Raw genomic sequence first — 26,852 nt, 5'->3', positions numbered from 1 at the left:
CGGCTCTGCCGCGCCCCCCGCTTTCGCCACGGTGGTCACCCGTCAGCTCTTGTACGCCTTGGCGGCGTCCGACTCCAGCTTCTGCTGGGCCCCTGCCACGTCCTTCGGGTTCTTGAGGAAGTCCTGGAGCGCCTTCCACTCACCCTTGCCGGGCGTACCGCCGAACGACTGCGGCATCTGGTCCGACATGTCGAAGCGGAAGTCGTCGCCCGCGGCGATCAGAGCCTTGGCGATGTCGCGCTGGACGTCGTTGGGATAGGCCGCGAGGTCCAGCGACTTGTTCGGCGAGATGAACCCGCCCGCGCCGGCCGAGATCTCGGCCGCGTCGGGCGAGGCCAGGAAGGTCAGCAGCGCCTGGGCGCCCTTGCTGTCCTTGAGCGCGACGGCCGCGTCGCCGCCCGTCACCACCGGCGCCTCGGTGCCGACGGCGGGGAACGGGAACACCTTCGCGTCCGTGCCGATCTTCGCCTTCGTCTGCGCGATGTTGACCGAGACGAAGTCGCCCTCGAAGACCATCGCGCCCTTGGGCTGGTCACCGCCGGTGAACGTCTGGGTCACCGAGGCGGGGAACTCCGTCTGGAGCGCGCCGTCGGCACCGCCCGCGATGAGGTTCGGCTTGCCGAAGAGCTCGCCGAGCGTCGTCAGAGCCGTCTTCACCGACGGGTCGGTCCACTTGATCTTGTGCTGGGCGAGCTGGTCGTACTTCTCCGGGCCCGCCTGGGAGAGGTAGATGTTCTCGAACCAGTCGGTGAGCGTCCAGCCGTCGGCGCCGGCGACCGAGACCGGTGTGACGCCCGAGGCCGAGATCGTCTCGGCGACGGCGAGGAAGTCCTTCCAGGTCTTGGGCTCCTGCACGCCCGCGTTCTCGAAGGCGGTGTTGTTGTACCAGATCAGGGACTTGTTGGCGGCCTTGTAGTAGACGCCGTACTGCTCGCCGTTCACCTGGCCGAGCTTCTGCCAGCCGGCGGAGTAGTTCTTCGCCAATTCCGCCTTCGCCTCCGCGGCGACGGGCTTGGCCCACTTGCGCTCCACGGCCTGCTGGATCGCGCCGACCTGCGGGAGCATGGCCACATCGGGAGGACTGCCGCCGGCGATCTTCGTGCCGAGGAAGTTGACGATCGGGTCCTGGGCGGGGACGAAGGTGACCGTGGCGCCGGTCCGCTTCTCGAACTCCTTGAGGACCTTGGTGAAGTTCTCCTGCTCGGGGCCGCTCCAGACGGCGGCGACCTCGATCTTCTCCCCGTTCAGCTTGGGGAGTTGGACCGAGGGCGCGGATTCGCCGGGCTTGCTCTCATCCGGTTTCGCCTTGTCGTCGCCGCCCCCGCAGCCGGCGACGGCAAGGGCGCCGACAGCCGCGAAGATCACTGCGGCCCTGCTCGTACGAAGAGTTGTGCGCATCACTGCCCCGTCTCTCCCGTGCAATGTCCCGTTGACCGACAGGTGTACGCCCGGTCCACGGGTGTCGCAATACCGCACCCTTCGCCTACGAGTCTTTCGTGATGCCCTTGTGACGTGATGTCCTGTCAAAGGGTGCAACCGGCCCGTCGTTCAGGGATGAGCAGGGGAGAGCGGAGGCAGCGGCTCGGCGTCCACCGATCGCGCCGCCCGCTCCAGGGCGCTCGCCAGCAGGGCAAGATCCGTGGGCCCGTTGCCCAGTTCACGCACCGGGCGGCGGGTCGGCGGATCGCCCATGCGCTCCCACTCCAGCGGCACCACGGTGGGGCGCAGCGTGGCCGTACGCGGAATGCGTCCTGTCACCCGGCCGCTCTGGAAGGGCGTCACCCTGCCGTCCGGGTGCCCCAGCCTGCCCCGCCCCGGAGCCGGATCCTCCGGCCCGGCCGATGCGGGCGGCGGGTCGAGCACGGCACGCAGCCGCGCACCCTGCGCCAGGTCGGTGTCGGCCGTGCGGTCGGGGCGTGCGGAGGTGGCCACCAGATGGATGCCGAGCCGCTCGCCGTCGCGGGCCACCGCCTCCAGGGCCCGTACCACCGAACCGGCGGCCGGACGGCCCGGGCTGCCGAGCGCCGGAGCCACCAGGGCGTCGAAGTCGTCGACCAGGACGATCAGCCGGGGCAGTGGTGCGGGCCCCTGTGCGGTGGCCGCGCGGCCACCCGGGCGCAGCCGGAGCGTGCCACTGGAGGGGGAGTCGATGTCGCCGCGCTGTTCGGCGGGGCTCGGCGGGCGCGGGGACACCAGCCGGTCCGCGACCTCGCGCCGGGACTGCCACTCGGCGAAGCCCGTGCTGCCGAGCAGTTCGGCACGGCGCTTCAGCTCCGCGCCCAGCGCCTGGGCGAAGGCCCGCATCCGGACCGGGTCGCTGGCGACCAGATGCTCGGTGACATGCGGCAGTTCCGTACAGGCCGCGAGGCCTTCGCCGCGCTCGCCGCCCGCGCCGTCGACCAGCAGCAGGCCCAGCCGGTCGGGACGGTCCGCCGCGGCGAGTGAGGCCGCGACCGATCGCAGCAGTTCGGTACGACCGCTGCCCGGCGGCCCCTCGATCAGCAGATGCGGGCCCTCTTCGGTGAGATCGACGGCCAGCGGTCCGCGGGGGCTCGCGCCGAGCACCGCGGTGCTCTCGCCCTCCGAGGCCCAGCGCGTCATCAGGGAAGCGGGCGTCGCCCGGGCCAGTCCCAGCTCGTCGAGCAGCCGTGCCGTGCGGGGCAGCGGCGCCGCCCGGCCCGGACGGGTGCCGGTGCCCTCGGCCCGCAGCGGGGCGAGCGCGCGACCGAAGCGCTCCGCCCAGGCGGCCGACACCGCGTCCACCGCACCCACCGTGCCGTGGCCCGCCGGCTGCCCTCCCGCCGTACGCATCAGACGCAGCGCGGTGGCCACATCACCGCTGAGCAGAGCGACGGCGCCGCACTCGCGGAAGGCGAGCGACGCGGCGCACGCCGTCTCATAGGTGGCGGTCACCGGCGACAGCGGGGAGGCGGCGGGCGTCTCGGCCAGACAGATCAGATGGATTCCGGCGGCCCAGCCGGCGCCCGCGAGCCGTGCCGTCGTCTCCCGGAGCGCGGCCGAACCGGGGTCGCCGTCCACGATGACGACGGTGCGCGAGCCGTCGTGCCGCCCGGCCGCCTCGGTGAGGGCCGACCGGTCGGCGCTCGGCCAGCCAGGGCCGAGCGGTCCGTCGTCCAGCCTGCGGGTGAGCTCGGCGGTACGGGCGGTGGCCTGGTCGCGGTCGTACGCCAGCAGCAGCCGGCAGTCCTGGCCGTGGGCGGGCCGCAGATGCGGAAGCCAGCCGAGCCAGGCCCACTCGGCCCGGCGTTCCTGGAGGCTCCGCGCCCGGTCCGTGCTGATGAGCACGATCTCCAGGTCGGAGGGTGAGTGCAGCGCGGCGAGCTGGGCGACGGCCGATCTGGCGAGACCGGCCAGCCGCGCCCGGGGGCCGGCGAGTCCGAGGGAGCCCGCTTCCCGCAGCCCGACCGTCACGGGCACGGACGGGAGATCGGCACGGTCGGTGGTGCCGAGCCGCAGAACGAGGGACTCCGGGTGCTCCGGACCGCGCTCCCAGAGGCGGGAGCCGGGGCCGAGAGCGGTCAGCAGTACAGCGGCGGGGTCGGGCCAGCTGTCGACGACGGGCGCGGCGGCGGGCGGTGCATCGGGCTCCGCGGCCACCTCGGCGGACACCTCTTCCCTGGCTCCGGCGAACCGCCGGGCCCAGGCGCCTATGCCTCGCTTGCGGGAGCCGCGGGCGGGCGCGCCCTGCCGGCTGTGGGCCTCGGGGGTCTCCGAGGTGCCGTCCTGGATCTCGGAGGCCCGGGAGTGCACGGCGTCGCCCGGACCCGGCTCGCCGGGGGCGGCGGTGCGGGAGGGGTCGTACTGGGTCGGGTCGTACTGGGTCGGGTCGTACTGGGCGGGGACGCGGGGCACCGTGCCCCGGGAGCCGGCTGAGGGGCCGGTGTACGTGCCGTGGGCGGGCGTACTGGCGGTCGAACGGTCGGGTGCCTGTCCGGGCGGATACGGCCCACCCGGCAGATGCTCGACACGGCCGGGGCTCTCGGGACCGCCCGGGCCCGGCCGGTTCCCCGTGGCGCTGCCCGCCGCGCGATCGCCGTGCCGCCCACGGTCCGCGGACGACCCGGCATCCGGCACCCGGGCATCCGACATCCGGGCATCCGACTTCGGGTCGTCGTGCACCCCGGCGTCGTACATACGGTGCGCGCCCGCGACAGTCGGCGTGCCGGGGCCGTCCCCACCCGGCAGGCCCGCTCCCTCCGCCCCGTCGATCCGGCGGAGGCGCAGGTGTCCCTCGCCGTCCGGGGCCGTCGACAGCGCCGGTGTGCGGTCGCCGGGGGTGAGGCGGAGCGTCGATTCGCCCAGGCGCAGCAGCGCACCCGCGGGCAGCCGCACCGGGCGGGAACCGACCGCGGTGCCGTCCAGCGTCGTGCCGTTCGTCGAGCCCAGGTCCGCCACGGTGACCCGGCCGTCCTCCGCGACCGTCACCGCGCAGTGCAGCCGCGAGACGTCGGGATCGTCGAGCGGCACGTCCGCCTCCGCCGAGCGGCCGATGCTGATCCGGCCGCCGTGGAGCAGATGCACGCCGCCCGCGTCGGGGCCGGCCACGACCTGGAGCTGCGCCGCCGCGTCCGTGACGGGCGGCTCGTCGCCGCCTGGGACCTGGAGCGAGAGCACGGCACCGTCCACCAGGGGCGGCTCGCCGAGCGTGCGGCGCTGGGCGTCGAGGCGCTCCTGGCCCGCGTAGAGCACGACGGTGCCCGAGACGTCCGGGCCCGCGACGGCTGCCGCGAGGTCGGAGGCCACGGCGGCGAGCGCCGTCCCGGACGGCGCGGTGATCAGCACGTCGCACGAGCGCGCGGCAGGGACACGTCCCGCAGACGCGGGCCCCGCGGCCGCGGACTGCCCGCCGCGCGGCGCGAGAACGGTCAGCCGGATCTGCATGGCCGTCAGCAATCCCTTCTGCGCAGGGTGCCCGGCAGGGGTGCCGCCTGTGATCGCCCCCACCCGGCAGGTCGGCACGGACCACAGGGCTCCCGCCCCCACGGCGCCGTGCTGAGGGCATCCTCGCACCTGCCACTGACAACACGCCCGGGTACTGCTGACAAGTGATCTTGATTGGTCCGCTCCGGACGGAAAAATGCCTGGTTGGGAACGGATCCGGAACCGCCGTGAGGTGTGCGGCACGGCCGTTCGGCAACCATCCGTACGATGCGCACGTCTTTCCCTCGAACACCGCGTGGACGACGGCGGAGCAAGACAACCGGACGGTGCCCCGTTCGGCGGCATTAAAGTGGGTCGGAAACCCGGGCGGAGGGACAGTGGCCCGGGATCATGCAAGGACCACGATCAGCAGGGAGCACATGACGTGCGGCCGGTAGGCAGCAAGTACCTGCTCGAGGAGCCACTCGGGCGCGGGGCCACGGGCACCGTCTGGCGGGCCAGCCAGCGGGAGACCGCGGGCGCCGAGGCGGCCGTGCCCGGCCAGCCGGGCGAGACCGTGGCGATCAAGGTCCTCAAGGAGGAGCTGGCGAACGACGCGGACGTGGTGATGCGCTTCCTGCGCGAGCGCTCCGTCCTGCTCCGCCTGACCCACCCGAACATCGTGCGGACGCGCGACCTGGTCGTCGAGGGCGATCTCCTCGCCCTGGTCATGGACCTGGTCGACGGCCCCGACCTGCACCGCTATCTCCGCGACAACGGCCCGTTCACCCCGGTCGCCGCCGCGCTGCTGACCGCCCAGATCGCGGACGCCCTCGCCGCCAGTCACGCCGACGGCGTCGTCCACCGGGACCTCAAGCCCGCGAACGTCCTGCTCAAGACGGACATCGACGGCCAGATGCACCCGATGCTGACCGACTTCGGCATCGCGCGCCTCGCGGACTCCCCGGGCCTGACCCGTACGCACGAGTTCGTCGGCACGCCCGCCTATGTCGCGCCCGAGTCCGCCGAGGGCCGTCCGCAGACGTCCGCCGTCGACATCTACGGCGCGGGCATCCTGCTCTACGAGCTGGTCACCGGGCGGCCCCCGTTCGCGGGCGGCAGTGCCCTGGAGGTGCTGCACCGCCACCTCAGCGAGGAGCCGCGCCGCCCCACCACCGTTCCCGAGCCGCTGTGGACGGTCATAGAGCGCTGTCTGCGCAAGGAGCCCTCGCAGCGTCCGAGCGCCGAGAACCTCGCCCGCGGGCTGCGCACCGTCGCCGCCGGCATCGGCGTGCACTCCTCCTCCGCGCAGGTCGAGGCGGCTCTCGGTGTCGCCGCCCTGCTCGGTCCCGACCCGGCGCCGGCGCACGTCCCGGGCACCCCCGGCTCGGCCGACCCGACGCAGGTGCTGCCCACCAACGCCGGTTCGTACGACCCGAACGCCGCGACCAGCGTGATGCAGCAGACCGGTCCCGGCCAGGGCCAGGGCCCCGACCCGACCTCGGTGATGCCTCCCGTGCCGCCGGGCAACGACCCGAACCACCCCTGGCAGTCCCAGCTCCAGGCGGCCCGCGACCGCAGCGAGCAGACGCAGGTCCAGTACATCGACCCGAGCCAGGACCCGCTGCGGCGCCGTCCGCAGCGTCAGCAGCAGAGGCCCCAGCAGCCGCAGCAGGGGTATCCGCCGCAACCGCAGCAGGGGTACCCGCAGCAGCCGCAGCGCCCCCAGCCTCAGCCCCAGCAGCCGCGGCAGAGCAGGCGGCAGGCCCGTCAGCAGCCGCCGCCCCAGCAGCAGCAGTACGCGCCGCAGCCCTATGCGCCTCCGCAGCCGCCGCCCCAGCAGCCCACCCCGCGCCAGCCCCGCCAGCGCAGCGCCAATCCGATGCGCATCCCGGGTCTGGGCTGCCTCAAGGGCTGTCTGTTCTCGGTGATCCTGATCGTCGTCGCGGGCTGGCTCGTCTGGGAGCTGACCCCGCTGCAGGGCTGGATCGCGGAGGGCAAGAGCTACTGGAGCGCGATCGGCGACGGCATCTCGAAGGTGTCGGACTGGATCTCCGACCTCGGCGGTTCCGACCCGGGCGCCGGGCCGCCGGATCCCAACACCGGACAGTAGCCACTGCACGACTCAGTAGCTTTGTCAGCTTTGTTGACTTCTTCGGGCAGTTTTCCCCCGTAGAAGTGAAGGTTGGCGGCATCCGGGGCCCACAGGCCCCGGATCCCCGCGTACGTTACTCAGGTGTGCCTCGCGTGTCCCCGCGGTCACGGTGCCCGGCCCGCTTTCCGGCCGGGGGTCCGGGGGTCGCCCCCCGGGCGGACACAGTGGGCAACGCCAGCCGCTGAGGGAGCAGTCTTGGCACGGAATATCGGCAGCCGCTACACGGCCCACCAGATCCTCGGGCGGGGCAGCGCCGGCACGGTGTGGGCGGGCGAGGGGCCCGAGGGTCCCGTCGCCATCAAGCTGTTGCGCGAGGACCTGGCGTCGGACCAGGAGCTCGTCGGGCGCTTCGTGCAGGAGCGCACGGCCCTGCTCGGCCTCGACCACCCCCGGATCGTCGGCGTCCGCGACCTCGTCGTCGACGGGAACGATCTCGCGCTCGTCATGGACCTCGTACGCGGCACCGATCTGCGCACCCGCCTCGACCGGGAGCGCCGGCTCGCCCCCCAGGCCGCGGTCGCGATCATCGCGGACGTCGCCGACGCGCTGGCCGTGGCGCACGCCGCCGGCATCGTGCACCGCGACGTCAAGCCGGAGAACATCCTGCTCGACATGGAGGGCCCGCTCGGACCCGCGGGCTCCCACCCGGCCCTGCTGACCGACTTCGGCGTCGCCAAGCTCATCGACACCCCGCGGCGCACCAAGGCGTCCCGCATCATCGGCACCCCGGACTACCTGGCGCCCGAGATCGTCGAGGGCCTGCCGCCGCGTGCCGCCGTCGACATCTACGCCCTCGCGACGGTGCTCTACGAACTCCTCGCCGGCTTCACCCCCTTCGGCGGCGGCCACCCCGGCGCGGTCCTGCGCCGCCATGTCACCGAGACCGTCGTCCCCCTCCCTGGCATCCCCGACGAGTTGTGGCAGCTCATCAACCAGTGCCTGGCCAAGGCGCCCGCCTCACGGCTGCGCGCCTCCGAGGTCGGCGCCCGGCTACGCGAGCTCCAGCCGATGCTGGCGGGCATGCCGCCCCTGGACGTCGACGAGCCCGACGCCGAACCGCAGGCGGAGCCGTACGAGGACGAGACGCCGGCCGCCCCCGGTGAGGTACGCCGTCGTGGCGCCGTACCGCTCGTGCCCGGCGCGGCGCCCGCGGACTCCAATCGCGACACCCACACCTCGATGCGGGTCCCGGCCCCGGACGAGCTCGCGGGCGGCGCCCGCGGCACGGCGCGCGCCCCCCGTACACCCGGCCAGCGCCGACCGGGATCGGCCCGCCACAAGTCCGACACCGTCCGCAAGCGGCGCATCGTCCTCGGGGTCGCGGGCGTCGTGGTCGCGGCCGCGCTGGGCGTCGGCGGCTGGCTGGCGGCGAGCGGCGGCGACTCGGAGGTGTCCCCGCGGGACTCCCAGCAGTCGGTACCGGCGGAACCGTAGGGCCAAAACCCGCGGAACCGTGGGCCGGAACCCTAGGGGGTCGGGCTCTCGCGCCCAGCCGTTACGCTGGACCCGTGGCAGTCGTCGATGTATCCGAAGAGCTGAAGTCCCTCTCCTCGACCATGGGGTCGATCGAGGCCGTCCTGGACCTCGACAGGATGAGGGCAGATATTGCCGTGCTCGAGGAGCAGGCCGCCGCCCCGTCCCTGTGGGACGACCCGGAGGCGGCGCAGAAGATCACGAGCAAGCTCTCGCACCTCCAGGCCGAGCTCCGCAAGACCGAGGCCCTCCGCGGTCGTATCGACGACCTGGCCGTGCTCTTCGAGCTCGCCGAGGCCGAGGACGACGCGGACACCCTCGCCGAGGCGGAGTCGGAGCTGACCGACGTCCGCAAGGCGCTGGACGAGATGGAGGTCCGCACCCTCCTCTCCGGCGAGTACGACGAGCGCGAGGCGCTGGTCAACATCCGCGCCGAGGCGGGCGGCGTCGATGCGTCCGACTTCGCCGAGCGCCTCCAGCGGATGTATCTGCGCTGGGCCGAGCGCCACGGGTACGGCACGGAGGTCTACGAGACCTCGTACGCGGAAGAGGCCGGCATCAAGTCGACCACCTTCGTCGTCAAGGCGCCGTACGCCTACGGCACGCTCTCCGTCGAGCAGGGCACCCACCGCCTCGTGCGCATCTCGCCGTTCGACAACCAGGGCCGCCGCCAGACGTCCTTCGCGGGCGTCGAGGTGCTGCCGGTGGTCGAGAAGACGGACCACATCGAGATCGACGAGTCCGAACTGCGCGTGGACGTCTACCGGGCGTCCGGCCCCGGCGGCCAGGGCGTCAACACCACGGACTCCGCGGTGCGCCTGACCCACGTCCCGACAGGCATCGTCGTCTCCTGCCAGAACGAGCGCTCGCAGATCCAGAACAAGGCCAGCGCGATGAACGTCCTCCAGGCGAAGCTCCTCGAGCGCCGCCGCCAGGAGGAGCAGGCCAAGATGGACGCGCTCAAGGGCGACGGCGGCAACTCCTGGGGAAACCAGATGCGTTCGTACGTCCTGCACCCGTACCAGATGGTCAAGGACCTGCGTACGGAGTTCGAGGTGGGCAACCCGCAGGCGGTCCTGGACGGCGAGATCGACGGCTTCCTGGAGGCGGGCATCCGCTGGCGCAAGCAGGGCGAGAAGTAGACGCGCACACTGCGTCGTGAAGGTGCCGGGCCCCATGGGGCCCGGCACACCCGGGTTGCTGGAGACACACGTTGCGGGTGATTTCCTGGCGTCTCCGCCGTTCGTGGCTGACTTTCTCCGGCTGAGCTCGAAGGTGCGACGGGGATCAGGCGACCAGCGACGGTGGCGCGATCGTGCGTGCTCGGTCGTACAGGTCTAGCGCCGCCGGATTCTTCAGGTGAGGGCGCAAGAGACCGAACATCGCCTTCACGCGCTCGTCGGCGCGGCCGGACTGCACCTTGGGGTAGTCGTCGAGGGCCTGGTGCCAGGTGGCGCAGGCCGCTTCCAGGTGGCCGAGTTCCATGTGCCGCTCCGCCAGCAGGCCACGACGGTGTACTCGTGTGCGCTGGTACATGCTGGGGCGGAGCCGGTCCGCTTGTTGCATGGCCTCGACGGCTCCGGCCTTCTCTCCGAGTTCGTAACGCACCTGGCTGACGTGGTAGTTGAGCGAAGACGGGTCGTACGAGCCAAACGCCTTGCCGCGTGCCTCGGCACGGTCCATGGCCGCCTCGGCCTCCCGGATGTGGCGCAGCGCGCCAGTACGGTCGCCTGTTTGTGCGGCGGCATGCGCCTGCTGACCGGCGAGGAAGGCCAGCATCCGGGGGCCGGCTTTCGGGGAGGCGGCGGCAGCGGCGTCGGCCAGTTTCATGGATTTTTCTCCGTGGCGGAGATCGACCGCCTGGACGCTCATCCCCCGCAGGGTGGTGCAGTACGTCAGGTGATCCTCGGCCGCCCCCGCCAGCTCCAAGGCCTTGACGTAGTAACGCTGCGCGAGACCGTGCAGTCCTTCGTCCACGGCCATGTAGCCGGTCAGGTAGAGCAGATCCGAGGCGGCGGACAGCATCGCTTTGCGTACGTCCTCGGGTGCGTCGGCACGCAGGTAGGAGGCCACAGTGTTGACCATGAACGAGGCCGCCATGGGGCGTGCGTGACGGCCGCCGAACTCGTCGTCCAGTTCCGAAACACGCTCGGTCATGGCGATGACCATGTCCACTTCGTTCATGCCGATGCGTGTTGTGCGGCCGGACTGGATGGCATCGGCACGCCCGACCACATCAGGCCAGCCGGGAATGGTGACGGCCACGGAGAACATGCCGATCCCCAGGACGCTGCGGCGGGACGGGTCCATATCCAGCCTCCCCAGGTCGATCACCCCTTCCACGGTATCCGCAGCCGCGGAGCAGCGATCGCGTAGAACAGGCAGCCCGGCTTCGGCATGGGTAACAGGGCGGCTGAGGCGGCGGGAGAGGGCTTCGAGGATGCACGTCCGCACCGCACCGCGAGGGACGGTGCCGCCGAGCCAGTGGCTCACCGCCGACTCGTCGTAGCGCAGAGGAGTGCCGGTCTCGGTGCCGATACGGTTCACCGCCCGCGCGAACTGGCGGTGAGTCCAACGGCTTTCGGCGAGCAGGCGCCCAAGAGCTACGTTCGGTTCACGCTTGGCCATCCACTCAACTCCCCGTGCCATTGCGAACTTTCGAAGGCTTTCAAGTCCTGGTGCTAGGGGTTGTTGTTCACTACCGCAAGCGGTGAGCCTGCCGGAACAGCGCTTTGTCGACAAGGTAACCGCCCGCTGCGGGGCGGCAGTTCCCTTTTATGTCACAGTTGCATCGGCGCAGGTCAGGCAACCTCCCGCATACCGGACATCGCACGCGCAACGACCTTGACGCGTCCGCGAAAAGTGGGAATGGTGACGCTCGGCATGCGTATCTCTGGGGCGCGTGTGATGTGGGGGAGACGTCAACGCCCCGCGGCCGCAGCCCCGGACGCTGCTCCATTGACGATTAGCTACTGGGGGTAGCAGCCAGATGACGAAGAAGACGCGGATCCGCGTAGCGCGCATAGCCGCCGGCGCGGTGATCGCCGCCGGCGCGTCGCTGACCGCCGCGGGCGCCGCCTCGGCCGTGGGCGTGGACATCAATGTGGGTCCCCTCGATGCCTCGGTCAACGCCGACGAGACCGGCCTTGACGCCGGACTTGGCATCCAGGGTGGCCGGTCCACCGAAGGCGCCACCGAAGGCACCGAGGGCGCGACCGAGGGCACCATCGCCGGGACCCTGGGTGGCGTCGTCGCGGGCTCTGAGGGCGGGACCACTGACGGTGGTACGACCGATGGCGGGACCACCGATGGTGGCACCACTGACGGTGGTACGACCGATGGCGGGACCACTGACGGTGGCACGACCGATGGTGGCACGACTGATGGTGGCACGACTGACGGTGGGACGACTGACGGCGGGACCACCGACGGTGGCACGACCGACGGTGGCACCACTGACGGTGGGACGACCGACGGCGGCACCACTGACGGTGGCACGACCGATGGCGGGACCACTGACGGTGGCACCACCAACGGCGGCACCGAGGGTCAGACCACCGGTGGCACCGAGGGTCAGACCACCGGCGGCACCGACGGTGGCTCGACGACCGGTGGCACCACCGGCGTGATCGACGGTGACGGCAGCAACACCGACACCGACAACGCCGGCTCCCAGCCGGTCGAGCAGGGCGAGGCCAAGGAGGAGCTGGCGGAGACCGGTGCCGCCGAGACCACCTTCCTGCTCCTCGGCGCTGCCACCATGATCGCCGGTGGTATCGGCTTCCGGATGCTCCCGCGTCTCGTGGGCAGCAACCGCACCGCCGTCTGAGCATTACGGCGCGTAGCGCACAGCACACAGAAAGGAGGGCCCGGGGCGCGCTCAGCACCCCGGGCCCTCCTTTTGCGTACGTCCTACGCGGTCTGGTGCGCGGCCAGCAGCGCCAGCGCCGCGATCAGCACCACCAGCAGCGTCAGCAGCGCCACCGGGCTCAGACCGCCGAACGGTCCCTCCTGCTGGAGTCGCTCGCGGTTCGCCCGGCACACCGGGCAGCGGCCCTCATTCACCGGGGCCGCGCAGTTGGCGCACACCAATCGGTCGTAGGTCATGCGCTCTCCTCCTCCCGCGCGCCGGAGCCGCAGGCGCGGACCGTATGCACAGTTCTCTCCCGACAACGCACAGGGAAACGACACTGTTCCCCTACCACCATGCCAGCTCGGGCGCTTTTCGGCGCGCCCCACCGGTTCCTTCGTCAACCGTGACGTGACAAAGTACGCAACCCAGACTGCTGACTGCGCCCGCAACCCCGCTTCGCGTAGTGTCACGCACACCTACTCCCGGCCGACCGTGGTGCACCCGTGATCCGATTCGACAACGTCTCCAAGAGCTACCCCAAGCAGAACCGCCCCGCCCTGCGTGACGTCTCCCTCGAGATCGAGAAGGGAGAGTTCGTCTTCCTGGTGGGTTCGTCCGGTTCCGGCAAGTCGACCTTTCTGCGGCTGGTCCTCCGCGAGGAGCGCGCAAGCCAGGGGCTCGTGCACGTCCTCGGCAAGGACCTGGCACGGCTGTCCAACTTCAAGGTGCCGCACATGCGGCGCCAGCTGGGCACCGTCTTCCAGGACTTCCGTCTCCTGCCCAACAAGACCGTCGCGGAGAACGTGGCGTTCGCGCAGGAAGTCATCGGCAAGCCCCGCGGCGAGATCCGCAAGGCCGTGCCGCAGGTCCTCGACCTCGTCGGACTCGGCGGGAAGGAGGACCGGATGCCCGGTGAGCTCTCCGGCGGTGAGCAGCAGCGCGTCGCGATCGCGCGGGCGTTCGTCAACCGGCCGATGCTGCTGATCGCGGACGAGCCGACCGGCAACCTCGACCCGCAGACGTCCGTCGGCATCATGAAGCTGCTGGACCGGATCAACAGGACCGGTACGACCGTCGTGATGGCGACCCACGACCAGAACATCGTCGACCAGATGCGCAAGCGTGTGATCGAGCTCGAGAAGGGCCGTCTCGTACGCGACCAGGCACGCGGCGTCTACGGCTACCAGCACTGAGCTAAGGAAAGGCTGAACGCACGCGATGCGCGCCCAGTTCGTACTGTCGGAGATCGGCGTAGGTCTCCGTCGCAATCTCACCATGACCTTCGCCGTCATCGTCTCCGTGGCTCTGTCGCTCGCCCTCTTCGGCGGCGCGCTGCTCATGCGCGAGCAGGTCAGCACCATGAAGGACTTCTGGTACGACAAGGTCAACGTCTCCATCTTCCTGTGCAACAAGAACGACGCGTCCACGTCGCCCAAGTGCGCCAAGGGCGCGGTCACCGCACAGCAGAAGCAGCAGATCGAGACCGATCTCAAGAAGATGGACGTGGTCGACTCCGTCCATCACGAGACGGCCGAGGAGGCGTACAAGCACTACCGCGACCAGTACGGCGACACTCCCATCGCGTCCACCATCACGCCGGACCAGATGCAGGAGTCGTTCCGGGTCAAGCTGGACGACCCGGAGAAGTACAAGGTGGTCGCCACCGCCTTCGCCGGCCGGGACGGCGTCCAGTCCGTCCAGGACCAGCGCAACATCCTGGAGAATCTCTTCTCCCTGATGAACGGCATGAACATAGCGGCACTGTTCGTGATGGCGCTGATGCTGGTGATTGCGCTGATGCTGATCGTCAACACCGTGCGTGTGTCGGCGTTCAGCCGTAGGCGTGAGACCGGGATCATGCGGCTGGTGGGAGCGTCCAGCTTCTACATCCAGATGCCGTTCATCATGGAGGCCGCGTTCGCGGGCCTGTTGGGCGGGCTGGTCGCCTCCCTGATGCTGCTCGTCGGCAGGTACTTCCTGATCGACCACGGTCTGGCGCTGTCCGAGAAGATGCAGCTGGTCAATTTCATCGGCTGGGACGCGGTCGTCACCAAGCTCCCGCTGGTGATAGCGATCGGTCTGCTGATGCCCGCCATGGCCGCTTTCATCGCATTGCGCAAGTACCTCAAGGTGTGACAAGCGCCCCGGGCGCCGTACGGGCAACAACCGTACGGCGCCCTTCGCTTGGCCTAGACTCGTCGCCATGCCGGGCCCTGAGTTCTGTCCTCGGCCCCGCCGCATTCGCCGCGGGGCGGCCCTGACATTGGTCTTTGCGAGTGTTCTCGCCACCGCGGCGGCCACCAACGCCCTGCCGCGCGAGGACGACAACGCCCCCCGCCCGCTGGCCGCCCGCCCCGCCGGTGCCACCGTCGACCGCGACGCTCTGGCCCGTGCCGCCGCCGAGGCCATGGCCGACGGCAAGTCGGGGACGAAGGCGGCCGAGGAGGTTGTCAGCCGCAGCGGCGACCGCTGGGGTGCGGTGTACGACCGCCAGGAGTACGCGGACTTCCAGCAGGCCCTCGACGGCGAGTACACCGGTGTCGGCCTCACGGCCCGCCGGGCCGCCGACGGACGCGTCGAAGTGGCCCGGGTCCAGTCCGGCGGCCCCGCGGGGAAGGCGGGCATCAAGGCCGGCGACCGGCTGCGCACCATCGACGGCATGCGCGTGGCCGACCGTCCCGTCACCGAGGTCGTGGCCCTGCTGCGCGGAAGCGAGCGCACGCGTGTGGCGCTCGGCATGGAGCGCGCAGGCCGCGCGTGGACCGAGACCCTGACGCGTACGACACTCAGCACCGAGACCGTCACCGTCCGTCACCTCCAGGACGGTGCCGTGATGATCCGGGTCTCGTCCTTCACCAAGGGCTCGGGCGCCCGGGTGCGGGACGCGGTGCGGTCCGCCCCCGCGGGCGCGGGTGTCCTGCTCGATCTGCGCGGCAACGCGGGCGGCCTGGTCGCCGAGGCCGTCGCTGCCGCCTCCGCCTTCCTGGACGGCGGGCTCGTCGCCACCTACGACATAAGGGGTGAGCAGCGCTCCCTCTACGCCTCGGCGGGCGGGGACACCGTCAGGCCCGTGGTCGCCCTGGTCGACAGCGGCACGATGAGCGCCGCCGAGCTGGTGACCGGGGCCCTCCAGGACCGCGGCCGCGCCATCGCCGTCGGTTCGCGCACCTTCGGCAAGGGATCGGTGCAGATGCCCAGCCGGCTGCCGGACGGATCGGTCGCCGAGCTGACGGTCGGGCACTACCGCACACCGGCCGGTCACAGCGTCGACGGACGGGGCATCACACCGGACCTGCTGGCCGCCGAAGGCGCCGAGGAACGGGCCCGCACGGTATTGAGTGGCCTCGGGGGTGGGTCGTAGTGCGAAAATGACCGCACTATGGCTAAGGAAAAAGGGCGCAAGCTGATCGCGCAGAACAAGAAGGCGCGGCACGACTACCTCATCCTCGACACCTACGAGTGCGGGCTCGTGCTGATGGGTACCGAGGTGAAGTCGCTGCGTCAGGGGCGGGCCTCGCTGGCGGACGGCTTCGTCCAGATCGACGGACACGAGGCGTGGCTGCACAACGTGCACGTCCCCGAGTACAGCCAGGGCACCTGGACCAACCACTCGGCCCGGCGCCGGCGGAAGCTCCTCATGCACCGCGAGGAGATCGACAAGCTGGAGTCCAAGGCGCAGGAGACGGGTCACACCATCGTGCCCCTGGCGCTGTACTTCAAGGACGGCCGGGCGAAGGTCGAGATCGCTCTGGCGAAGGGCAAGAAGGAGTACGACAAGCGGCAGACGCTGCGGGAGAAGCAGGACCGCCGTGAGACCGACCGCGCGGTCTCCGCGGTCCGCCGCCGTCAGCAGGCCTAGAGGCCGGGTGGCGCGGACCGGGAGACCGGCGGGAGCCACGGGCTCCGGGGCGGCGGGCATGAAGGCCTGACCCGCGGGAATACGGTGGCATGTGGCTGCGTTGGTCACGTACGATGGCGACAGCCCCTCTCGAAGGGGCGCCTTTGAAAAATCAACATGGGGATGATCGGTTTCGACAGCGGATGTCGAAGCAGGAGAAGCGAGCCGAGGAAGCGGCAATGATCTCGTTAACCACGTGTCGCAAACAATAATCGCCAACACCAAGCGCGATACCTCCGAAGCCTTCGCCCTCGCTGCCTGATCTCAGGTAGTAGAACGAACCTTCACTATGGAGCGTCAGCCCGGGGCTGTTCCCGACCCGGTTCCTGACGTCATCTAGGGAACTAAACCTCTGAACCCGGTCACGGGGTGCAGAGGGAAACCAAACAGTGACTGAGCCCGTCGGAGACTTGTCCGCGTGATCTCCGGGGCTGAGAAAATCGCAGCGGACTGCGCTCGGAGAAGTCCTGATTCTGCACCGTTGGACGCGGGTTCGATTCCCGCCATCTCCACTCCCACCTTGTGTGGACCCCCATGTGGGCGAAGGCCCGGCTGCCGGTCACGGCAGCCGGGCCTTTGTCATGCCTGGGGGTGTCCCGCGAGCCGTGCGAGGCGGCGGTGCTCGAGCACCGCGGCGAGTGCGTAGGCGCCGCCGACCCCGAGGGCGAGGACCCCGTAGAGACCGGGGGTGCCGAGGAAGAGCGCCGCGGAGGAGGCCAGGGCCAGCCAGACGCCGAGGCCGTAGTGCAGCACGTTGCGGCGTGCGGCCCCTTCGGCGAGGTAGAGCAGGCCGACGACGAGGCCGGAGCCGGCGGGCCAGAGGACGGTCTGGAGATCCGGCATGTCGACGGCGGACGCCAGGCCGGTGATCGCGAGGAACAGGGCGGTGAAGGCGGCGATCCACGCGGCGCCGAGCAGTTTGCCGGAGAGGACGTCCGGTTCGGGGGCCCCGCGCTGGGCGCGCAGGGCGGCGACGGTGGCCTGGGTGACTCCGGTGACCAGCCCGATGCCGAGGAGCGTGGTGGGCAGCCAGCCGGGCAGGCCGATCAAGGGGTCGTCGCCGTGGGAGACGGCGGCGGCGCCGTGTCCGAGCAGGTAGGCGAGTCCGAAACTGACGTAGGCCGCGCGGTTGTCGACCTCGTGCGCGAGACGGCTCGGGGTGGCATGGGGGACGGCGGTGACGGGACGTGCGGGGGCTGCGATGGACATGGGATCTCCTCCTGGGGGCGTACGGATGGGGGTGGGGGCGGTGGGCGGCTCCGGGATGTCGGCCCGCAGCCGCCCACCGGCGGTCGTCCCCGGCTGTGCCGCGATCGGGGACGGAGCGGGTCAGCGCTCGCTGTTGTCCAGGGCGCTGTCGGGGATCCAGGAGCCGTGGATGCCCGCGGGCACGCGGCGGGGCAGATGGACGGTGGCGACCCGGTCGAGGCCGGAGGCGTCCAGGACCAGCAGCTGTGAGGCGTCCTGCTTGAGGTCGGAGACGACGGTGAGCAGATAGCCGTCGTCCTCGCTGGTGGCGCCGGCCGCGGGGACGAACACCGCTTCGCTGGGCAGCCGGGCGTCGCCGACCTGGTGGATGCGGCGGGCGCCCGTGGTGCGGTCGTACTTGACGACGCCGTAGCCGCCGAAGCCTTCCTGGTCGGGGAAGGACACCGCGTACTGGTAGCGGTTCTCGGCGCCGAGGTAGTCCTCGTTGAGGGTCGGGAACTCCACGGCGAGGTCGTCGATGATCTGCTCGTCGACGGTGCCGGTCGCAATGTCGATCACCCAGCGGCGGGTGTAGGAGCGGGTGTTGGGCTCGGTGCCGCGTTCGGGCGCGCCGACCCACCAGTTCCAGGAGAGCTGGAAGCCCTCGCGGTCCACGGTGGGGCCTTCCAGGACGATGCGGCCCTGGCCGTCCTCGTAGGCGTTGGCGACGTGCAGCATGTTGCCCGGCTCGATGGAGAACCAGCGCACGTGCCGGGCGCCGTCGTCCGTACGCGGCATGATGCCGATGCGGGCGGGCTGCTGGTCGCTCCAGCCGTACGGGATGCCGGAGTGCTCGGCGGGGTCGAAGGTGACGTTGCCCTCGATGAAGACGACATGGCGGCGGGTGATGGCGAAGTCGTGCTTGAGGGAGGCGGTCGCGCCCGGGATCTCGGCGGTGTGGACGATCTCCCCCTTGGCGTCGCAGACGTAGTACACGAGGTGGGGCGGGAACGGCGAGGAGCCGAAGAAGTGGAGCTCCCCCGTCAGCGGGTCCTCCTTGGGATGTGCGGTCATGGCCGTGCGCAGCCGGCCGTTGAAGTCATGGGCGCCGACCGTTTCCAGGTCCGGGGTGAGCTCGAAGGGGACGTTCGCCTCGCACAGGGCGAGCAGCCGTCCGGCGTGCTCGATGACATGGGTCCCGGCGGTGCTCGCGGTGAGGTCCGGGCCGCGCTCGGTCATGTACGGGGCGCCGTCCAGGGCGGGGGTGTGCACCCAGCGGTTGCGGTACCACTCGGCGCGGCCCTCGCGGAGCCGTATGCCGTGGACCATGCCGCTGCCCTTGAACCAGTGGGTGGGGGTGACGCCGGGCTTGGGGTTGTGGCCGTTGCGGATCAGACGGCCGGTCAGCTCGGGGGGCAGGGTGCCCTCGACGGTGAGGCCGGTGGCGGTGATCTCGTCGGCGACGGGGGTGTAGTGGCCGGTCAGATAGGGCTTGCTGGTCATGTTCGCGTCCTCGGATTCGTCGTCGTTGGTCGTGTCGCTGCGTGGTGCGTGGTGCGTGGTGCGTGGTGCTGTGAGGTTCGGGGGAGGAGCTCAGGCCGTCTGCTCGGCGCGGGCCTTGAGGCAGCCGAGCCAGCTCTCCAGGGAGGCCTTCAGGGCCGCGCCGAGTTCGTCGGTCGCGGCGTCGACGGGCTCACCGCTCCAGGACTCCTCGGTGCGGACGACGACCTGATCGCCGGCCTGCTCGAAGGTCCAGGCATGGATGCCGACGATGCCCTGGACGGTTCCGCCCCAGACGATCCGCCGCTCGTGGACGAGCGCGTGGACGGTGGAGGTGATGGTCATCCCGTGGGTGAGCCAGGTGAAGTCGGTGCCGACGGCCACCGGTCCGCTGAGCTGGGCCTGGTCGATGTCGGTGTTCCAGACCGGCCAGTTGTCGATGTCGGTGTGCAGCGCCCAGACGGTGGCGAGCGGGGCGTCGATGGTCGTGGTCAGGCTGACGACGACGGGGGCGGTGGAGTCGATGGTGTGCATGGGTTTCCCTCTTCGGTGGTGGTGGTGAACGAGGTGGATCGGGGTGGGTCGGGCCGGCTCGGGTCGTCGGCCGGGGTGCCGGCTCAAGCGACGGGTGCGTGACCGGCCGTCCGGTCCTGCGGCGCCGTGGAAGCGGCCGCGTCGGGCGGGAGCGCGTCGGGGCCGGTGCGGCCGCGGCGGGTGAGCGGCACCGCCAGGAGTGCGGCGACGGCCAGTACCGCGGCCGAGACCAGGAAGGCGGCCCGGTAACCGGCGCTGAGCGCCTCGAGGTGGGACTGCTGGGTGGAGGCGTGAGCCGTGACGGAGGCGGCCAGGGTCGCCAGGGCGGCGAGACCGATCGCGCCGCCGACCTGGCGGGTGGTGTTCACCAGCCCGCCGGCCAGACCCGCGTCCTGCGGCGGGACACCGTCCACGGCGAGTGCGGTGAGCTGGACGAAGGCGATGCTCAGGCCGAGTCCGACGAGGATGCTCGGACCGAGGACGTCGGCGAGATAGCTCCCGTCGGCGCTGAGCCGGGACAGCCACAGCAGTCCGGCGGCCTCGACGAGCAGGGCCGCGGTGACCGTGGCGGTGCCGCCGATGCGCCGGGAGATACGAGGTGCGACGGCGGCGCCGAGCATATTGGCCACGGCGAGCGGGAGTTGGCCCGCTCCGGTCGCCAAGGGGTCCATCCCGAGGACCTGTTGCTGGTACAGCGGCAGGAAGAAGAACAGGGCGATCCATACCGACCCCAGCAGGGCCATCAGCAGGTTCCCCGCGGCGACGCGGCCGGTGGTGAACAGCCGCGGGGGTATCAGTGCGTTCGGCCGGCGCATCTCGATCACGGCGAAGGCCGTGAGCAGCGTGCCCGCGCCGGCCAGGGCGCCCAGCACGCGGGCGTCCGTCCAGCCGGTGCCGCGTGCGGTGGTCAGTCCCCACACCAGGCAGGTCAGGGCGACGGTGACGGTGGCGGTGCCCAGAAGGTCGAACCGCGCGGACTCCCGTACGGAGGCCGGTGGCACGAGGGCCGCCACCGCGACGAGGACCAGCACCGCCCCGAGCGCGACGGAGTGGAAGATCCAGGGCCAGCCCCACGCCTGGGTGAGCACGCCGCCCAACAGGACGCCGCCCGCTCCTCCCGCGCCGGAGACCGCGCCCCACACGCCCAGCGCCCTGCCGCGGCCGGCACCGGACGGGAACAGCCCCATGGTCAGGGCGAGTGCGGCCGGGGCGATGGCGGCGGCGCCGAGTCCCTGAACGGCCCGGGCGGTGATCAGGACGCCTGCGGAGGTGGCCAGTCCTGCCGCCAGCGAGGCACCCGCGAACAGTGCGAGGCCGGCGATCAGCACCCGGCGGCGGCCGAGGAGGTCGGCCGCCCGGCCCCCGGCCAGGAGCAGCGCCCCGAACGCCAGACCGTAGGCGTTGATCACCCAGGTGGTGCCGTCGGCCGACAGGTCCACACCGGCACGGATCTGCGGCAGCGCCACGTTCACGATGGAGGTGGCGAGCATGACGGTGAACTGCGCCGCGGCGAGCGCCGCGAGCACGGCCCCCGGCCGGCGGGCGTGGAATGCCTGGTCCTTCGTGCGTCCAAGGTTCATGGCGCACAGCCTCATGTCGGGCGGTGTCCACTTTCCATGCCCGGCAGGGGCGTTGACTGTCCAGTCCTGTCCGCACCTGTCCACCGGGGTCCGGGTCCGGCGCGCCCGGCACATCCGGCGGGCTCAGCTCGCGGCGGCTCCCGCTCTCATGTCTGCGGCGGCACCGTGCGCCTGTCGTCCCCGTCGGGGCCGTGCAGCTCCCACTGCCACAGCGCCTCGCAGAGCAGGTCGAGGCCCTGCCGGAGGTGGCGACGGTAGGTGCCGTAAGGGAGGCCGAGACGGCGGGCGGCGGCTTCCTGGGTCGGTGCGCCGGAGAAGTACCCCGCGGTCAGGGCGTCACGGGCGCGCACCCCACGCGGGTCGCGGGCGAGTTCGTCGACCGCCTGGCGCAGCAGGGCGCGCAACTCCTCGACGGGTTCCGCGAGGTCGGCCGTGAGACGGGCGCGCATCAGCGCACAGGCGGAGAAGGCTCCCGCATCCCGCCAGTGCGCCAGAGCTTCGCGTACGGACTGGTCGAACGTGCTGCGCGAGATGCCCGGGGGCCCGGACCGGGCGGGCACCTCGGTGGCCGATATGAAGCGATGGAGCCACGATTCGACGGGCTCCTGGCGCCAGTCGACGCAGAACAGACCGTAGGTGTGCTCGCCGACCAGCGGCCGTGCACCGGTGTCCATGAGGGTGCCCTTGACGCGTACGGCCCAGGCGTCGGCGTCCTGGAAGACGGCGAAGCCGTACGCGCGTCCGCGGGCGCGGGCCGATTCCGCCTGGGCCCGGGAACTGCTCAGGTCGATGACGCGCGAAGGGACCTGGTACCGCTCGGGGTAGACCGAGAAGCGGCTGATGCCGATGTGCTCGCCGGGGCCGACGGGCCCGGCGGCCTCGGTGTGCGCCCAGGCCGCCGCGACGACGGGATCGGCGGCCAGGTCCTGGGGGTCGGGCGGGGCCGGCAGGGCGAGCCGGGCCGTGAAGGCCACGATCCGGCCCGTGCTCACGAGGCGGTAGACGCTGAACGCCTGCGGCTGGCGCTGCGCCCAGTAGCGGACGATGTCCGCCGAGGCGGGACCCTCGGTCTCCTCGGCCATGCCGAGGACGACATCGATGTCACCCGGTTGCAGCGGGCGGTCGTGGACCTCGTCCTCGCGGGACCAGGTGCGCACCCGCGCCAGGGTCTCCATCTCCTTGAAGAGGTAGAAGAGTTCGTCGGTGACGGTCCACACCCGCTCCTCGGGTGCCTCGCGCAGGAGGCGCAGGTACTCGTCCGCCAGTCGCTGGCGCATCGTCACGAAGGCATGGGGTGCCCGCCAGCGCAGGTCGGCGGCCAGCGTCTCGCGTGCGGCGTCGTGCGGGTGGAGCCCCCGGTGCGCGGACTCCATGAAGGGCAGGTCGCGGAGCCAGGAGAAGAGCAGGTGGGCGTCTTCCTCGGGCAGGACCGAGGACAGCAGCTCCTCGGAAGTGGAGTGGGCCTGCGCCGCCACCTCCAGGGCCCGGCGGTGGGCCGCCGTGGGCACCTCGCCGATCAGCCCGGCCAGCAGCGTGCGCAGGACATCGGCGGAGGGTGCCCAGATCTCCTCCTTGCTCCATCCGGCCGACCCCGAGCCCGCGGCGGCCGCGAGGGACAGGGCCAGCGGGTTGCCGCCGGCGAAGCGGAGGACCCGCTCACGCAGCTCGGGCCGCAGCTCCGCCGCCGCCAGCAGACTGCGGGCCTGGTCCTCGGCGAACGGCTTCAGCTCGGTGACGTGCAGGACCCCCGCCCACGCGGGATCGGCGCTCCACTGCGCCTGCGGCGGGAGACGTCCGGCCAGAACGGCCAGGGCGCCGTCCGCGGCGCGCGGGAGGAAGTGCTGCCACAACCAGCTCTCGAGCCACTGGCAGTGCTCGAAGGAGTCGACGATCAGGACCGTGCCGGGGACGTCCAGAAAGGGGGCGGCGGAGCGCTCGAAGTCGGCGGGGTCACGGCTGACGAAGCGTCCGTCGAGTTCGACGGACGACCGGCCTGCCGTACGGGCCCGGTCCGCCAGACGCCGCACCAGCGTCGACTTGCCGATGCCGCCCGGCCCGTACGCGTAGAACACGAGGGGCGCGTGCGGATCGCCGGTCAACGCCTGTGCGAAGCAGTCGAGTTCCTCCTCCCGGCCGATGAACGCGCGCCCTCGCGCGCTGCTCAGTCTTTCCCCGACGGACCCCATGACGGCTCCCCACCTCGTTCTTCGGTCTTCCGGTGTTTCCGTGTTCCGGTGTTCGCATCTTTCCCTCAGGGAGGTACGAAGGCCGTTCCACGCCGCCGTACCTCCCTGGGGTCCTGGCAAAAGCCTTCACCCGTACGTCAGTCGACGCGGCCCAGATTCTCGTCGTCGGGGTGGCCGGTGAGCAGGAGAGTCGTTTCCTCGACGCGTCGGAAGCGCCCGTCGGGGGCCAGCTCGGCGAAGAGGTACACCTCGGTGCGGGAGGTACGGCCGTTCTCCTGGGTGAGGGTGAGGGTGAGGGTGACGGTGTGACGGTCGGCGTAGCGCAGGCCGTCGCGGAACTCGTCCTGGACCTCGATGTGACCGCTGCGGACCAGCGAACGCAGACGCGTCATGTGCTGGGTGAAGGCGGCCAGGTCGCTCCACACGCCGTCGGTGCGCTGACGGTAGTCGGGGGTGAAGTGCCGGTCGATGGCTTCGGCGAGGTCGAGACCCGGGGTGAACAGCAGGTCGTTGATGGCTCTGGTGATGTCGGTCGGTGTCACGGGGTCTCTTCCTGGAGGGGGGTGGCGGTTCGGTGCGGACCGGCTCGGGGAGCCGGGGAAGGCCATCACCGGCCGGCGCGCCGGGCACCGGTCCGGGGGCGGTGTCACGCGGGGCGCGGGGCGCCTTCGTGGACGGGGGAGAAGTCCAGGGACAGCGATGCGGGGCCGCGGGTGTACAGGCCGGTCTCCCGGTAGACGAAGCCGGGGCTGAAGCGGACCCGGTCGAGCAGGGGGAGCAGCATCCCGGCGACGGTCTCGATCTCGGCGCGCGCGAAGGCCGCACCGACGCACTGGTGGAGCCCCGTGCCGAAGGCCAGGTGCTGGGCGGCGGCGGTGAAGGATCGTGCGGTGCCCAGGTCCGGGCGGTGGATGTCGAAGGTGTCCGGCGCGCTGAAGGCGTCGGGGTCGCGGTTGGCCGCACCGATCATGCAGAAGACGGTGGCGCCCGCCGGGACGGTGGTGCCGGCGAACTCGGCGTCCTTCTCCGACGAGCGGGGGATGAGCTGGACCGGCGGGGTGTACCGCAGGGTCTCGGCGATCGCGGCGGGCAGCAGGGCCGGGTCGCTGCGGACCTGGGCCAGCTGCTCGGGGTGGTCGACGAGGTGCTTGACGAGCAGGGCGAGGGTCTTGTCGGCGGGCTCGGTGGAGGCCGCCAGCACATTGATGATCAGCGCGGTGACCTCGCGATTGCTCATGCCGATGCCGTCGAACTCGGCGGTGCACAGCGTCGATATGAGGTCGTCGCCGGGGTGACGGCGCCGCTCTTCGATGATCGGGACGAGGTAGGCCTCCAGCTGCTCGGCACAGTCCAGACAGTGCCGGCGGCGTTCCGGGGTGAGGACGATGCTGGTGATGAACTCGGCGACCCCGCTGTGCCAGTCGGCGACCTGCTGCCAGTCCTTCTTGTCCAGGCCGAGGACGTCGAGCGTCACGTGGACGGCCAGGGGCTTGCCGAAGTCGTTGACGAGATCCACCCGGCCGCGGGGAAGGAAGGGTGCGATGAGCTCGGCGGCGTTGGCGTGGATGGCGCGTACGTGGTCCTGGAGAGCCTGCCCCGTGAAGCCCCGGACGACGATCTTTCGTTTGGCGGTGTGCTCGGCCCCGGTCATCTGGGCGAGGACCGGACCGCGCATCACCGGCTCGGCACGGACCTGCAGCGTCTCGGTACTGAACGCCTGATGGTCGGTCAGCACCCGCTTCACGTCCTGGTGGCGGGAGAGGAAGTAGCTGTCGATCGCCGGCTCGTAGTGCACCGGATGCCGTTCCCTCAGCCCGGCGAAGTACGGGTAGGGGTCGGTGGCGTAATCGTCGGACAGAACGCTGAAGCCGGACTCGGCTCTGAGCATGGCAGGAGTTCTCTCGGGGGGAGGAGACAGGGAGGGGACGGCATCCGCGCGCCGGGTCGTCGACCCCGGCGGCGGGCGCCGGCGTTCCTGGACCGCGAGGGTCCGGCACAAGGGAAGACCGGACGCCATGACGGCTCCCACCCCCGTGGTCGGACCGGGCATCATCGCCCGGAGGTCCCCAACGGTCCTTGGGGCGGGCCGGTCGACGGGGCTCCTGGTCAGCGGGCGCCGTCGGCACCGATTCCGCGGAGCCGTCAGTGGTGTTGACGACGGGGTGAGCCGTTGCGTTGCCTGCGCACCACAGGAAGGGCCACGAGCGCCAGGCTCACGGCGAGCGCGCCGGCGGCGAGGGCGGTCTGCCAGAACGGGCCGCCGGAAGCGAGATTCGCCACCAGATAGCCGGCGAGGATCACGGCGAGTATCGCGTTCTGGATGTCGCCGCGCTGCCACCACCGCGGGCGGGGAGACTCCTCTTCGGACAGCCGCAGCGCGTACAGCTCCACGGGCCCGAACTCCTCCTCGGGCGCGTGGTCGGCGGCGGCGAGGTGGTCGGCGGCTTCCCTGGTGAGCTCCGCGGCGCGCGCACGGGGCACGGCATGGCGCTCTTCGAGCAGCTGGGGCAGCCGGCGGAGCCACTCCTCACGCCCGTCCGTGTTCTGTTTGCCGGTCCGCTGCTGCATGGTTTCTCCTTCAGGTTCTGCGGTGGATGTGTCCTGTGTGGCCCACCCGAGCAGCGCGAGTCCCAGGAGGCACAGCGCTGGGGTGGGCAGATGGCCGACGGTCGCGCGGGAGAGGGTGGTGAAGGCCGTCGCGCCCAGCACCGTCGCGGCGGCCACGAGCACCCGTCCCGCGGTGCGGAGCCGGGATCGCGTGGCGGTGGCCGCGAGATGGCCGCCCGCCAGGGCGGCGACGACGAACGACGAGCCGACCAGCCCGGCAGGGGTCAGGGACAGCGTGAGTCCGGCCGTGACCCACAGACAGGCACCCGCCACCAGAGCGGCCGTGCCGATCGGGACGAGTGCGGTGCGGATCGTCGCAGCAGGCCGGACCCGGTAACGGAGACGCTCCTCGGGCGGGAGGCGCTCGCCGACCACCGTGGCCGCGTACGCCTCCGGCGTGCCGAAGGCGTCCTCGGGGCTCTCGCCGCTGTCCGCGCAGTGCTGTGCGACTTCGTCCAGCACCGTGTCCGCGAGCGTGCTGTCCACCGACTGTGCGGCCAGCGCCAGTCGAAGCCGCGCGTGCCACCGGGTCGTCTCATCCGTCATGGCGGCGCCTGCCTGCTCTGGGCGAGGAGTTGATCCATCGCGTCGGAGAACTGCTTCCAGCTGATGGACTCTTCACGCAGCCGGTCCCGCCCCGCTTCGGTGAGCCGGTAGACCTTGCGCCCCGGCCCGCCCTCACCGGGCTCCCACCGCGCCTCCACCACGCCGTCGGTCTCCAGTCGGCCGAGGACCGGGTACAGAGCGCCGCCGCGGATCGTGCCGAAACCGCGGGCGGCCAACTCCTGCACCAGCGCGTACCCGTGCCGATCGCCGTCGGCCAGCGCGGCGGCGATCGCCAGGGGGAGCACCCCTCGCAGCCAGCCCGACTCCACAGCGGCCATGTGTAGTCAACTCTGCTCTCTACTCCGTGAGTTCGACTAGTTCGTTCTCAGACTAGTGAACCACGGGTGGGTGCCGGAGCGACAGCCGTCCGGAGAAATCGGCCCCTGACGTG

21 protein-coding genes and 1 other RNA gene are annotated in these 26,852 nt (G+C 71.3%); 9 read left to right on the top strand and 13 right to left on the bottom strand.

The window, feature by feature from the left end:
- Nucleotides 1-42 precede the first annotated feature (42 nt).
- A complete protein-coding gene (locus tag ACQPWZ_RS14090; RefSeq protein WP_340473377.1) occupies nt 43-1,398 on the bottom strand; it encodes an ABC transporter substrate-binding protein in 1,356 nt (451 codons plus the stop codon).
- A 150-nt stretch (nt 1,399-1,548) separates the two neighbouring features.
- Entirely contained in the window at nt 1,549-4,902 is a 3,354-nt protein-coding gene (locus ACQPWZ_RS14085; RefSeq protein WP_433571496.1) for an FtsK/SpoIIIE domain-containing protein, read from the bottom strand.
- A 424-nt stretch (nt 4,903-5,326) separates the two neighbouring features.
- Between ACQPWZ_RS14085 and ACQPWZ_RS14080 the strand changes: the two genes are divergently transcribed.
- From ACQPWZ_RS14080 to prfB, 3 genes are all read left to right on the top strand, one after another.
- A complete protein-coding gene (locus ACQPWZ_RS14080) occupies nt 5,327-6,994 on the top strand; it encodes a serine/threonine-protein kinase (RefSeq protein WP_433571495.1) in 1,668 nt (555 codons plus the stop codon).
- Nucleotides 6,995-7,231: 237 nt separating this feature from the next.
- Complete coding sequence (locus ACQPWZ_RS14075) at nt 7,232-8,470, top strand: serine/threonine-protein kinase (RefSeq protein WP_433571494.1); 1,239 nt, start codon at nt 7,232-7,234, stop codon at nt 8,468-8,470.
- 74 nt (nt 8,471-8,544) lie between these two features.
- Entirely contained in the window at nt 8,545-9,651 is a 1,107-nt protein-coding gene (gene prfB / locus ACQPWZ_RS14070) for a peptide chain release factor 2 (protein ID WP_313946028.1), read from the top strand.
- 145 nt (nt 9,652-9,796) lie between these two features.
- On the opposite strand, the gene ACQPWZ_RS14065 is transcribed toward prfB, so the two are convergent.
- On the bottom strand, nt 9,797-11,137 hold the full coding sequence (locus tag ACQPWZ_RS14065) for a tetratricopeptide repeat protein (RefSeq protein WP_433571493.1): 1,341 nt from the start codon (nt 11,135-11,137) through the stop codon (nt 9,797-9,799).
- Nucleotides 11,138-11,498: 361 nt separating this feature from the next.
- Here ACQPWZ_RS14065 and ACQPWZ_RS14060 point away from each other — a divergent pair, with 361 nt between their 5' ends.
- Nucleotides 11,499-12,338 (top strand): hypothetical protein, encoded by an 840-nt coding sequence (locus ACQPWZ_RS14060; protein ID WP_405570095.1) that lies wholly within the window; start codon nt 11,499-11,501, stop codon nt 12,336-12,338.
- An 83-nt stretch (nt 12,339-12,421) separates the two neighbouring features.
- Here ACQPWZ_RS14060 and ACQPWZ_RS14055 read toward each other — a convergent pair whose 3' ends face one another.
- On the bottom strand, nt 12,422-12,616 hold the full coding sequence (locus ACQPWZ_RS14055; protein WP_313946033.1) for a hypothetical protein: 195 nt from the start codon (nt 12,614-12,616) through the stop codon (nt 12,422-12,424).
- A gap of 249 nt (nt 12,617-12,865) precedes the next feature.
- Here ACQPWZ_RS14055 and ftsE point away from each other — a divergent pair, with 249 nt between their 5' ends.
- The 5 genes from ftsE to ssrA all read left to right on the top strand — a co-directional run bounded on the left by ftsE (nt 12,866) and on the right by ssrA (nt 16,775).
- Complete coding sequence (ftsE, locus tag ACQPWZ_RS14050) at nt 12,866-13,555, top strand: cell division ATP-binding protein FtsE (RefSeq protein ID WP_313946034.1); 690 nt, start codon at nt 12,866-12,868, stop codon at nt 13,553-13,555.
- Nucleotides 13,556-13,580: 25 nt separating this feature from the next.
- Entirely contained in the window at nt 13,581-14,498 is a 918-nt protein-coding gene (gene ftsX, locus ACQPWZ_RS14045; RefSeq protein WP_352207324.1) for a permease-like cell division protein FtsX, read from the top strand.
- A 67-nt stretch (nt 14,499-14,565) separates the two neighbouring features.
- Nucleotides 14,566-15,723: a S41 family peptidase gene (locus tag ACQPWZ_RS14040; protein WP_433571492.1), complete on the top strand. Its 1,158-nt coding sequence runs from the start codon at nt 14,566-14,568 to the stop codon at nt 15,721-15,723.
- Nucleotides 15,724-15,741: 18 nt separating this feature from the next.
- A complete protein-coding gene (gene smpB / locus ACQPWZ_RS14035) occupies nt 15,742-16,221 on the top strand; it encodes an SsrA-binding protein SmpB (RefSeq protein ID WP_340473367.1) in 480 nt (159 codons plus the stop codon).
- Nucleotides 16,222-16,379: 158 nt separating this feature from the next.
- Nucleotides 16,380-16,775: a transfer-messenger RNA gene (gene ssrA / locus ACQPWZ_RS14030) on the top strand.
- A gap of 64 nt (nt 16,776-16,839) precedes the next feature.
- Here ssrA and ACQPWZ_RS14025 read toward each other — a convergent pair.
- The 9 genes from ACQPWZ_RS14025 to ACQPWZ_RS13985 all read right to left on the bottom strand — a co-directional run bounded on the left by ACQPWZ_RS14025 (nt 16,840) and on the right by ACQPWZ_RS13985 (nt 26,739).
- Complete coding sequence (locus ACQPWZ_RS14025; protein ID WP_433571491.1) at nt 16,840-17,469, bottom strand: ABC transporter permease; 630 nt, start codon at nt 17,467-17,469, stop codon at nt 16,840-16,842.
- A 120-nt stretch (nt 17,470-17,589) separates the two neighbouring features.
- The gene (locus tag ACQPWZ_RS14020; protein ID WP_433571490.1) at nt 17,590-18,951 is read right to left on the bottom strand and encodes a carotenoid oxygenase family protein; all 1,362 of its coding nucleotides are present in this window, start codon (nt 18,949-18,951) and stop codon (nt 17,590-17,592) included.
- 90 nt (nt 18,952-19,041) lie between these two features.
- Complete coding sequence (locus tag ACQPWZ_RS14015; protein WP_433571489.1) at nt 19,042-19,482, bottom strand: SRPBCC family protein; 441 nt, start codon at nt 19,480-19,482, stop codon at nt 19,042-19,044.
- Nucleotides 19,483-19,565: 83 nt separating this feature from the next.
- Nucleotides 19,566-21,062, bottom strand: a complete 1,497-nt coding sequence (locus tag ACQPWZ_RS14010; RefSeq protein WP_433571488.1) for an MFS transporter — start codon at nt 21,060-21,062, stop codon at nt 19,566-19,568.
- Nucleotides 21,063-21,208: 146 nt separating this feature from the next.
- Nucleotides 21,209-23,248: an ATP-binding protein gene (locus ACQPWZ_RS14005; RefSeq protein WP_433571487.1), complete on the bottom strand. Its 2,040-nt coding sequence runs from the start codon at nt 23,246-23,248 to the stop codon at nt 21,209-21,211.
- Between the two features lie 137 nt (nt 23,249-23,385).
- On the bottom strand, nt 23,386-23,790 hold the full coding sequence (locus ACQPWZ_RS14000) for a nuclear transport factor 2 family protein (RefSeq protein WP_433571486.1): 405 nt from the start codon (nt 23,788-23,790) through the stop codon (nt 23,386-23,388).
- A 104-nt stretch (nt 23,791-23,894) separates the two neighbouring features.
- Complete coding sequence (locus ACQPWZ_RS13995; protein ID WP_433571485.1) at nt 23,895-25,136, bottom strand: cytochrome P450, cyclodipeptide synthase-associated; 1,242 nt, start codon at nt 25,134-25,136, stop codon at nt 23,895-23,897.
- A gap of 254 nt (nt 25,137-25,390) precedes the next feature.
- Nucleotides 25,391-26,401 (bottom strand): hypothetical protein, encoded by a 1,011-nt coding sequence (locus tag ACQPWZ_RS13990; RefSeq protein WP_433571484.1) that lies wholly within the window; start codon nt 26,399-26,401, stop codon nt 25,391-25,393.
- Nucleotides 26,398-26,739 carry a PadR family transcriptional regulator gene (locus tag ACQPWZ_RS13985; RefSeq protein WP_433571483.1) on the bottom strand — a complete coding sequence of 114 codons (342 nt, stop codon included), beginning with the start codon at nt 26,737-26,739 and terminating at the stop codon, nt 26,398-26,400. The genes ACQPWZ_RS13990 and ACQPWZ_RS13985 overlap by 4 nt, the downstream gene beginning before the upstream one ends.
- Nucleotides 26,740-26,852: the final 113 nt, after the last annotated feature.

The sequence above is a fragment of the Streptomyces sp. CA-251247 genome, from assembly GCF_050952975.1.
Classification (GTDB): Bacteria; Actinomycetota; Actinomycetes; order Streptomycetales; family Streptomycetaceae; genus Streptomyces; species Streptomyces achmelvichensis.
Note: the sequence above shows the minus strand (reverse complement) of the source record. Positions and strands in the feature narration are given on the sequence as shown.

What these genes read in the sequence shown, in the direction of transcription:
- ACQPWZ_RS14090 (WP_340473377.1), bottom strand. Translation starts at nt 1,398, where the DNA reads ATGCGCACAACTCTTCGTACGAGCAGGGCCGCAGTGATCTTCGCGGCT.
- ACQPWZ_RS14085 (WP_433571496.1), bottom strand. Translation starts at nt 4,902, where the DNA reads ATGCAGATCCGGCTGACCGTTCTCGCGCCGCGCGGCGGGCAGTCCGCG.
- ACQPWZ_RS14065 (WP_433571493.1), bottom strand. Translation starts at nt 11,137, where the DNA reads ATGGCCAAGCGTGAACCGAACGTAGCTCTTGGGCGCCTGCTCGCCGAA.
- ACQPWZ_RS14060 (WP_405570095.1), top strand. Translation starts at nt 11,499, where the DNA reads ATGACGAAGAAGACGCGGATCCGCGTAGCGCGCATAGCCGCCGGCGCG.
- ACQPWZ_RS14055 (WP_313946033.1), bottom strand. Translation starts at nt 12,616, where the DNA reads ATGACCTACGACCGATTGGTGTGCGCCAACTGCGCGGCCCCGGTGAAT.
- ftsX (WP_352207324.1), top strand. Translation starts at nt 13,581, where the DNA reads ATGCGCGCCCAGTTCGTACTGTCGGAGATCGGCGTAGGTCTCCGTCGC.
- ACQPWZ_RS14040 (WP_433571492.1), top strand. Translation starts at nt 14,566, where the DNA reads ATGCCGGGCCCTGAGTTCTGTCCTCGGCCCCGCCGCATTCGCCGCGGG.
- smpB (WP_340473367.1), top strand. Translation starts at nt 15,742, where the DNA reads ATGGCTAAGGAAAAAGGGCGCAAGCTGATCGCGCAGAACAAGAAGGCG.
- ACQPWZ_RS14025 (WP_433571491.1), bottom strand. Translation starts at nt 17,469, where the DNA reads ATGTCCATCGCAGCCCCCGCACGTCCCGTCACCGCCGTCCCCCATGCC.
- ACQPWZ_RS14020 (WP_433571490.1), bottom strand. Translation starts at nt 18,951, where the DNA reads ATGACCAGCAAGCCCTATCTGACCGGCCACTACACCCCCGTCGCCGAC.
- ACQPWZ_RS14015 (WP_433571489.1), bottom strand. Translation starts at nt 19,482, where the DNA reads ATGCACACCATCGACTCCACCGCCCCCGTCGTCGTCAGCCTGACCACG.
- ACQPWZ_RS14010 (WP_433571488.1), bottom strand. Translation starts at nt 21,062, where the DNA reads ATGAACCTTGGACGCACGAAGGACCAGGCATTCCACGCCCGCCGGCCG.
- ACQPWZ_RS14005 (WP_433571487.1), bottom strand. Translation starts at nt 23,248, where the DNA reads ATGGGGTCCGTCGGGGAAAGACTGAGCAGCGCGCGAGGGCGCGCGTTC.
- ACQPWZ_RS13995 (WP_433571485.1), bottom strand. Translation starts at nt 25,136, where the DNA reads ATGCTCAGAGCCGAGTCCGGCTTCAGCGTTCTGTCCGACGATTACGCC.
- ACQPWZ_RS13990 (WP_433571484.1), bottom strand. Translation starts at nt 26,401, where the DNA reads ATGACGGATGAGACGACCCGGTGGCACGCGCGGCTTCGACTGGCGCTG.
- ACQPWZ_RS13985 (WP_433571483.1), bottom strand. Translation starts at nt 26,739, where the DNA reads ATGGCCGCTGTGGAGTCGGGCTGGCTGCGAGGGGTGCTCCCCCTGGCG.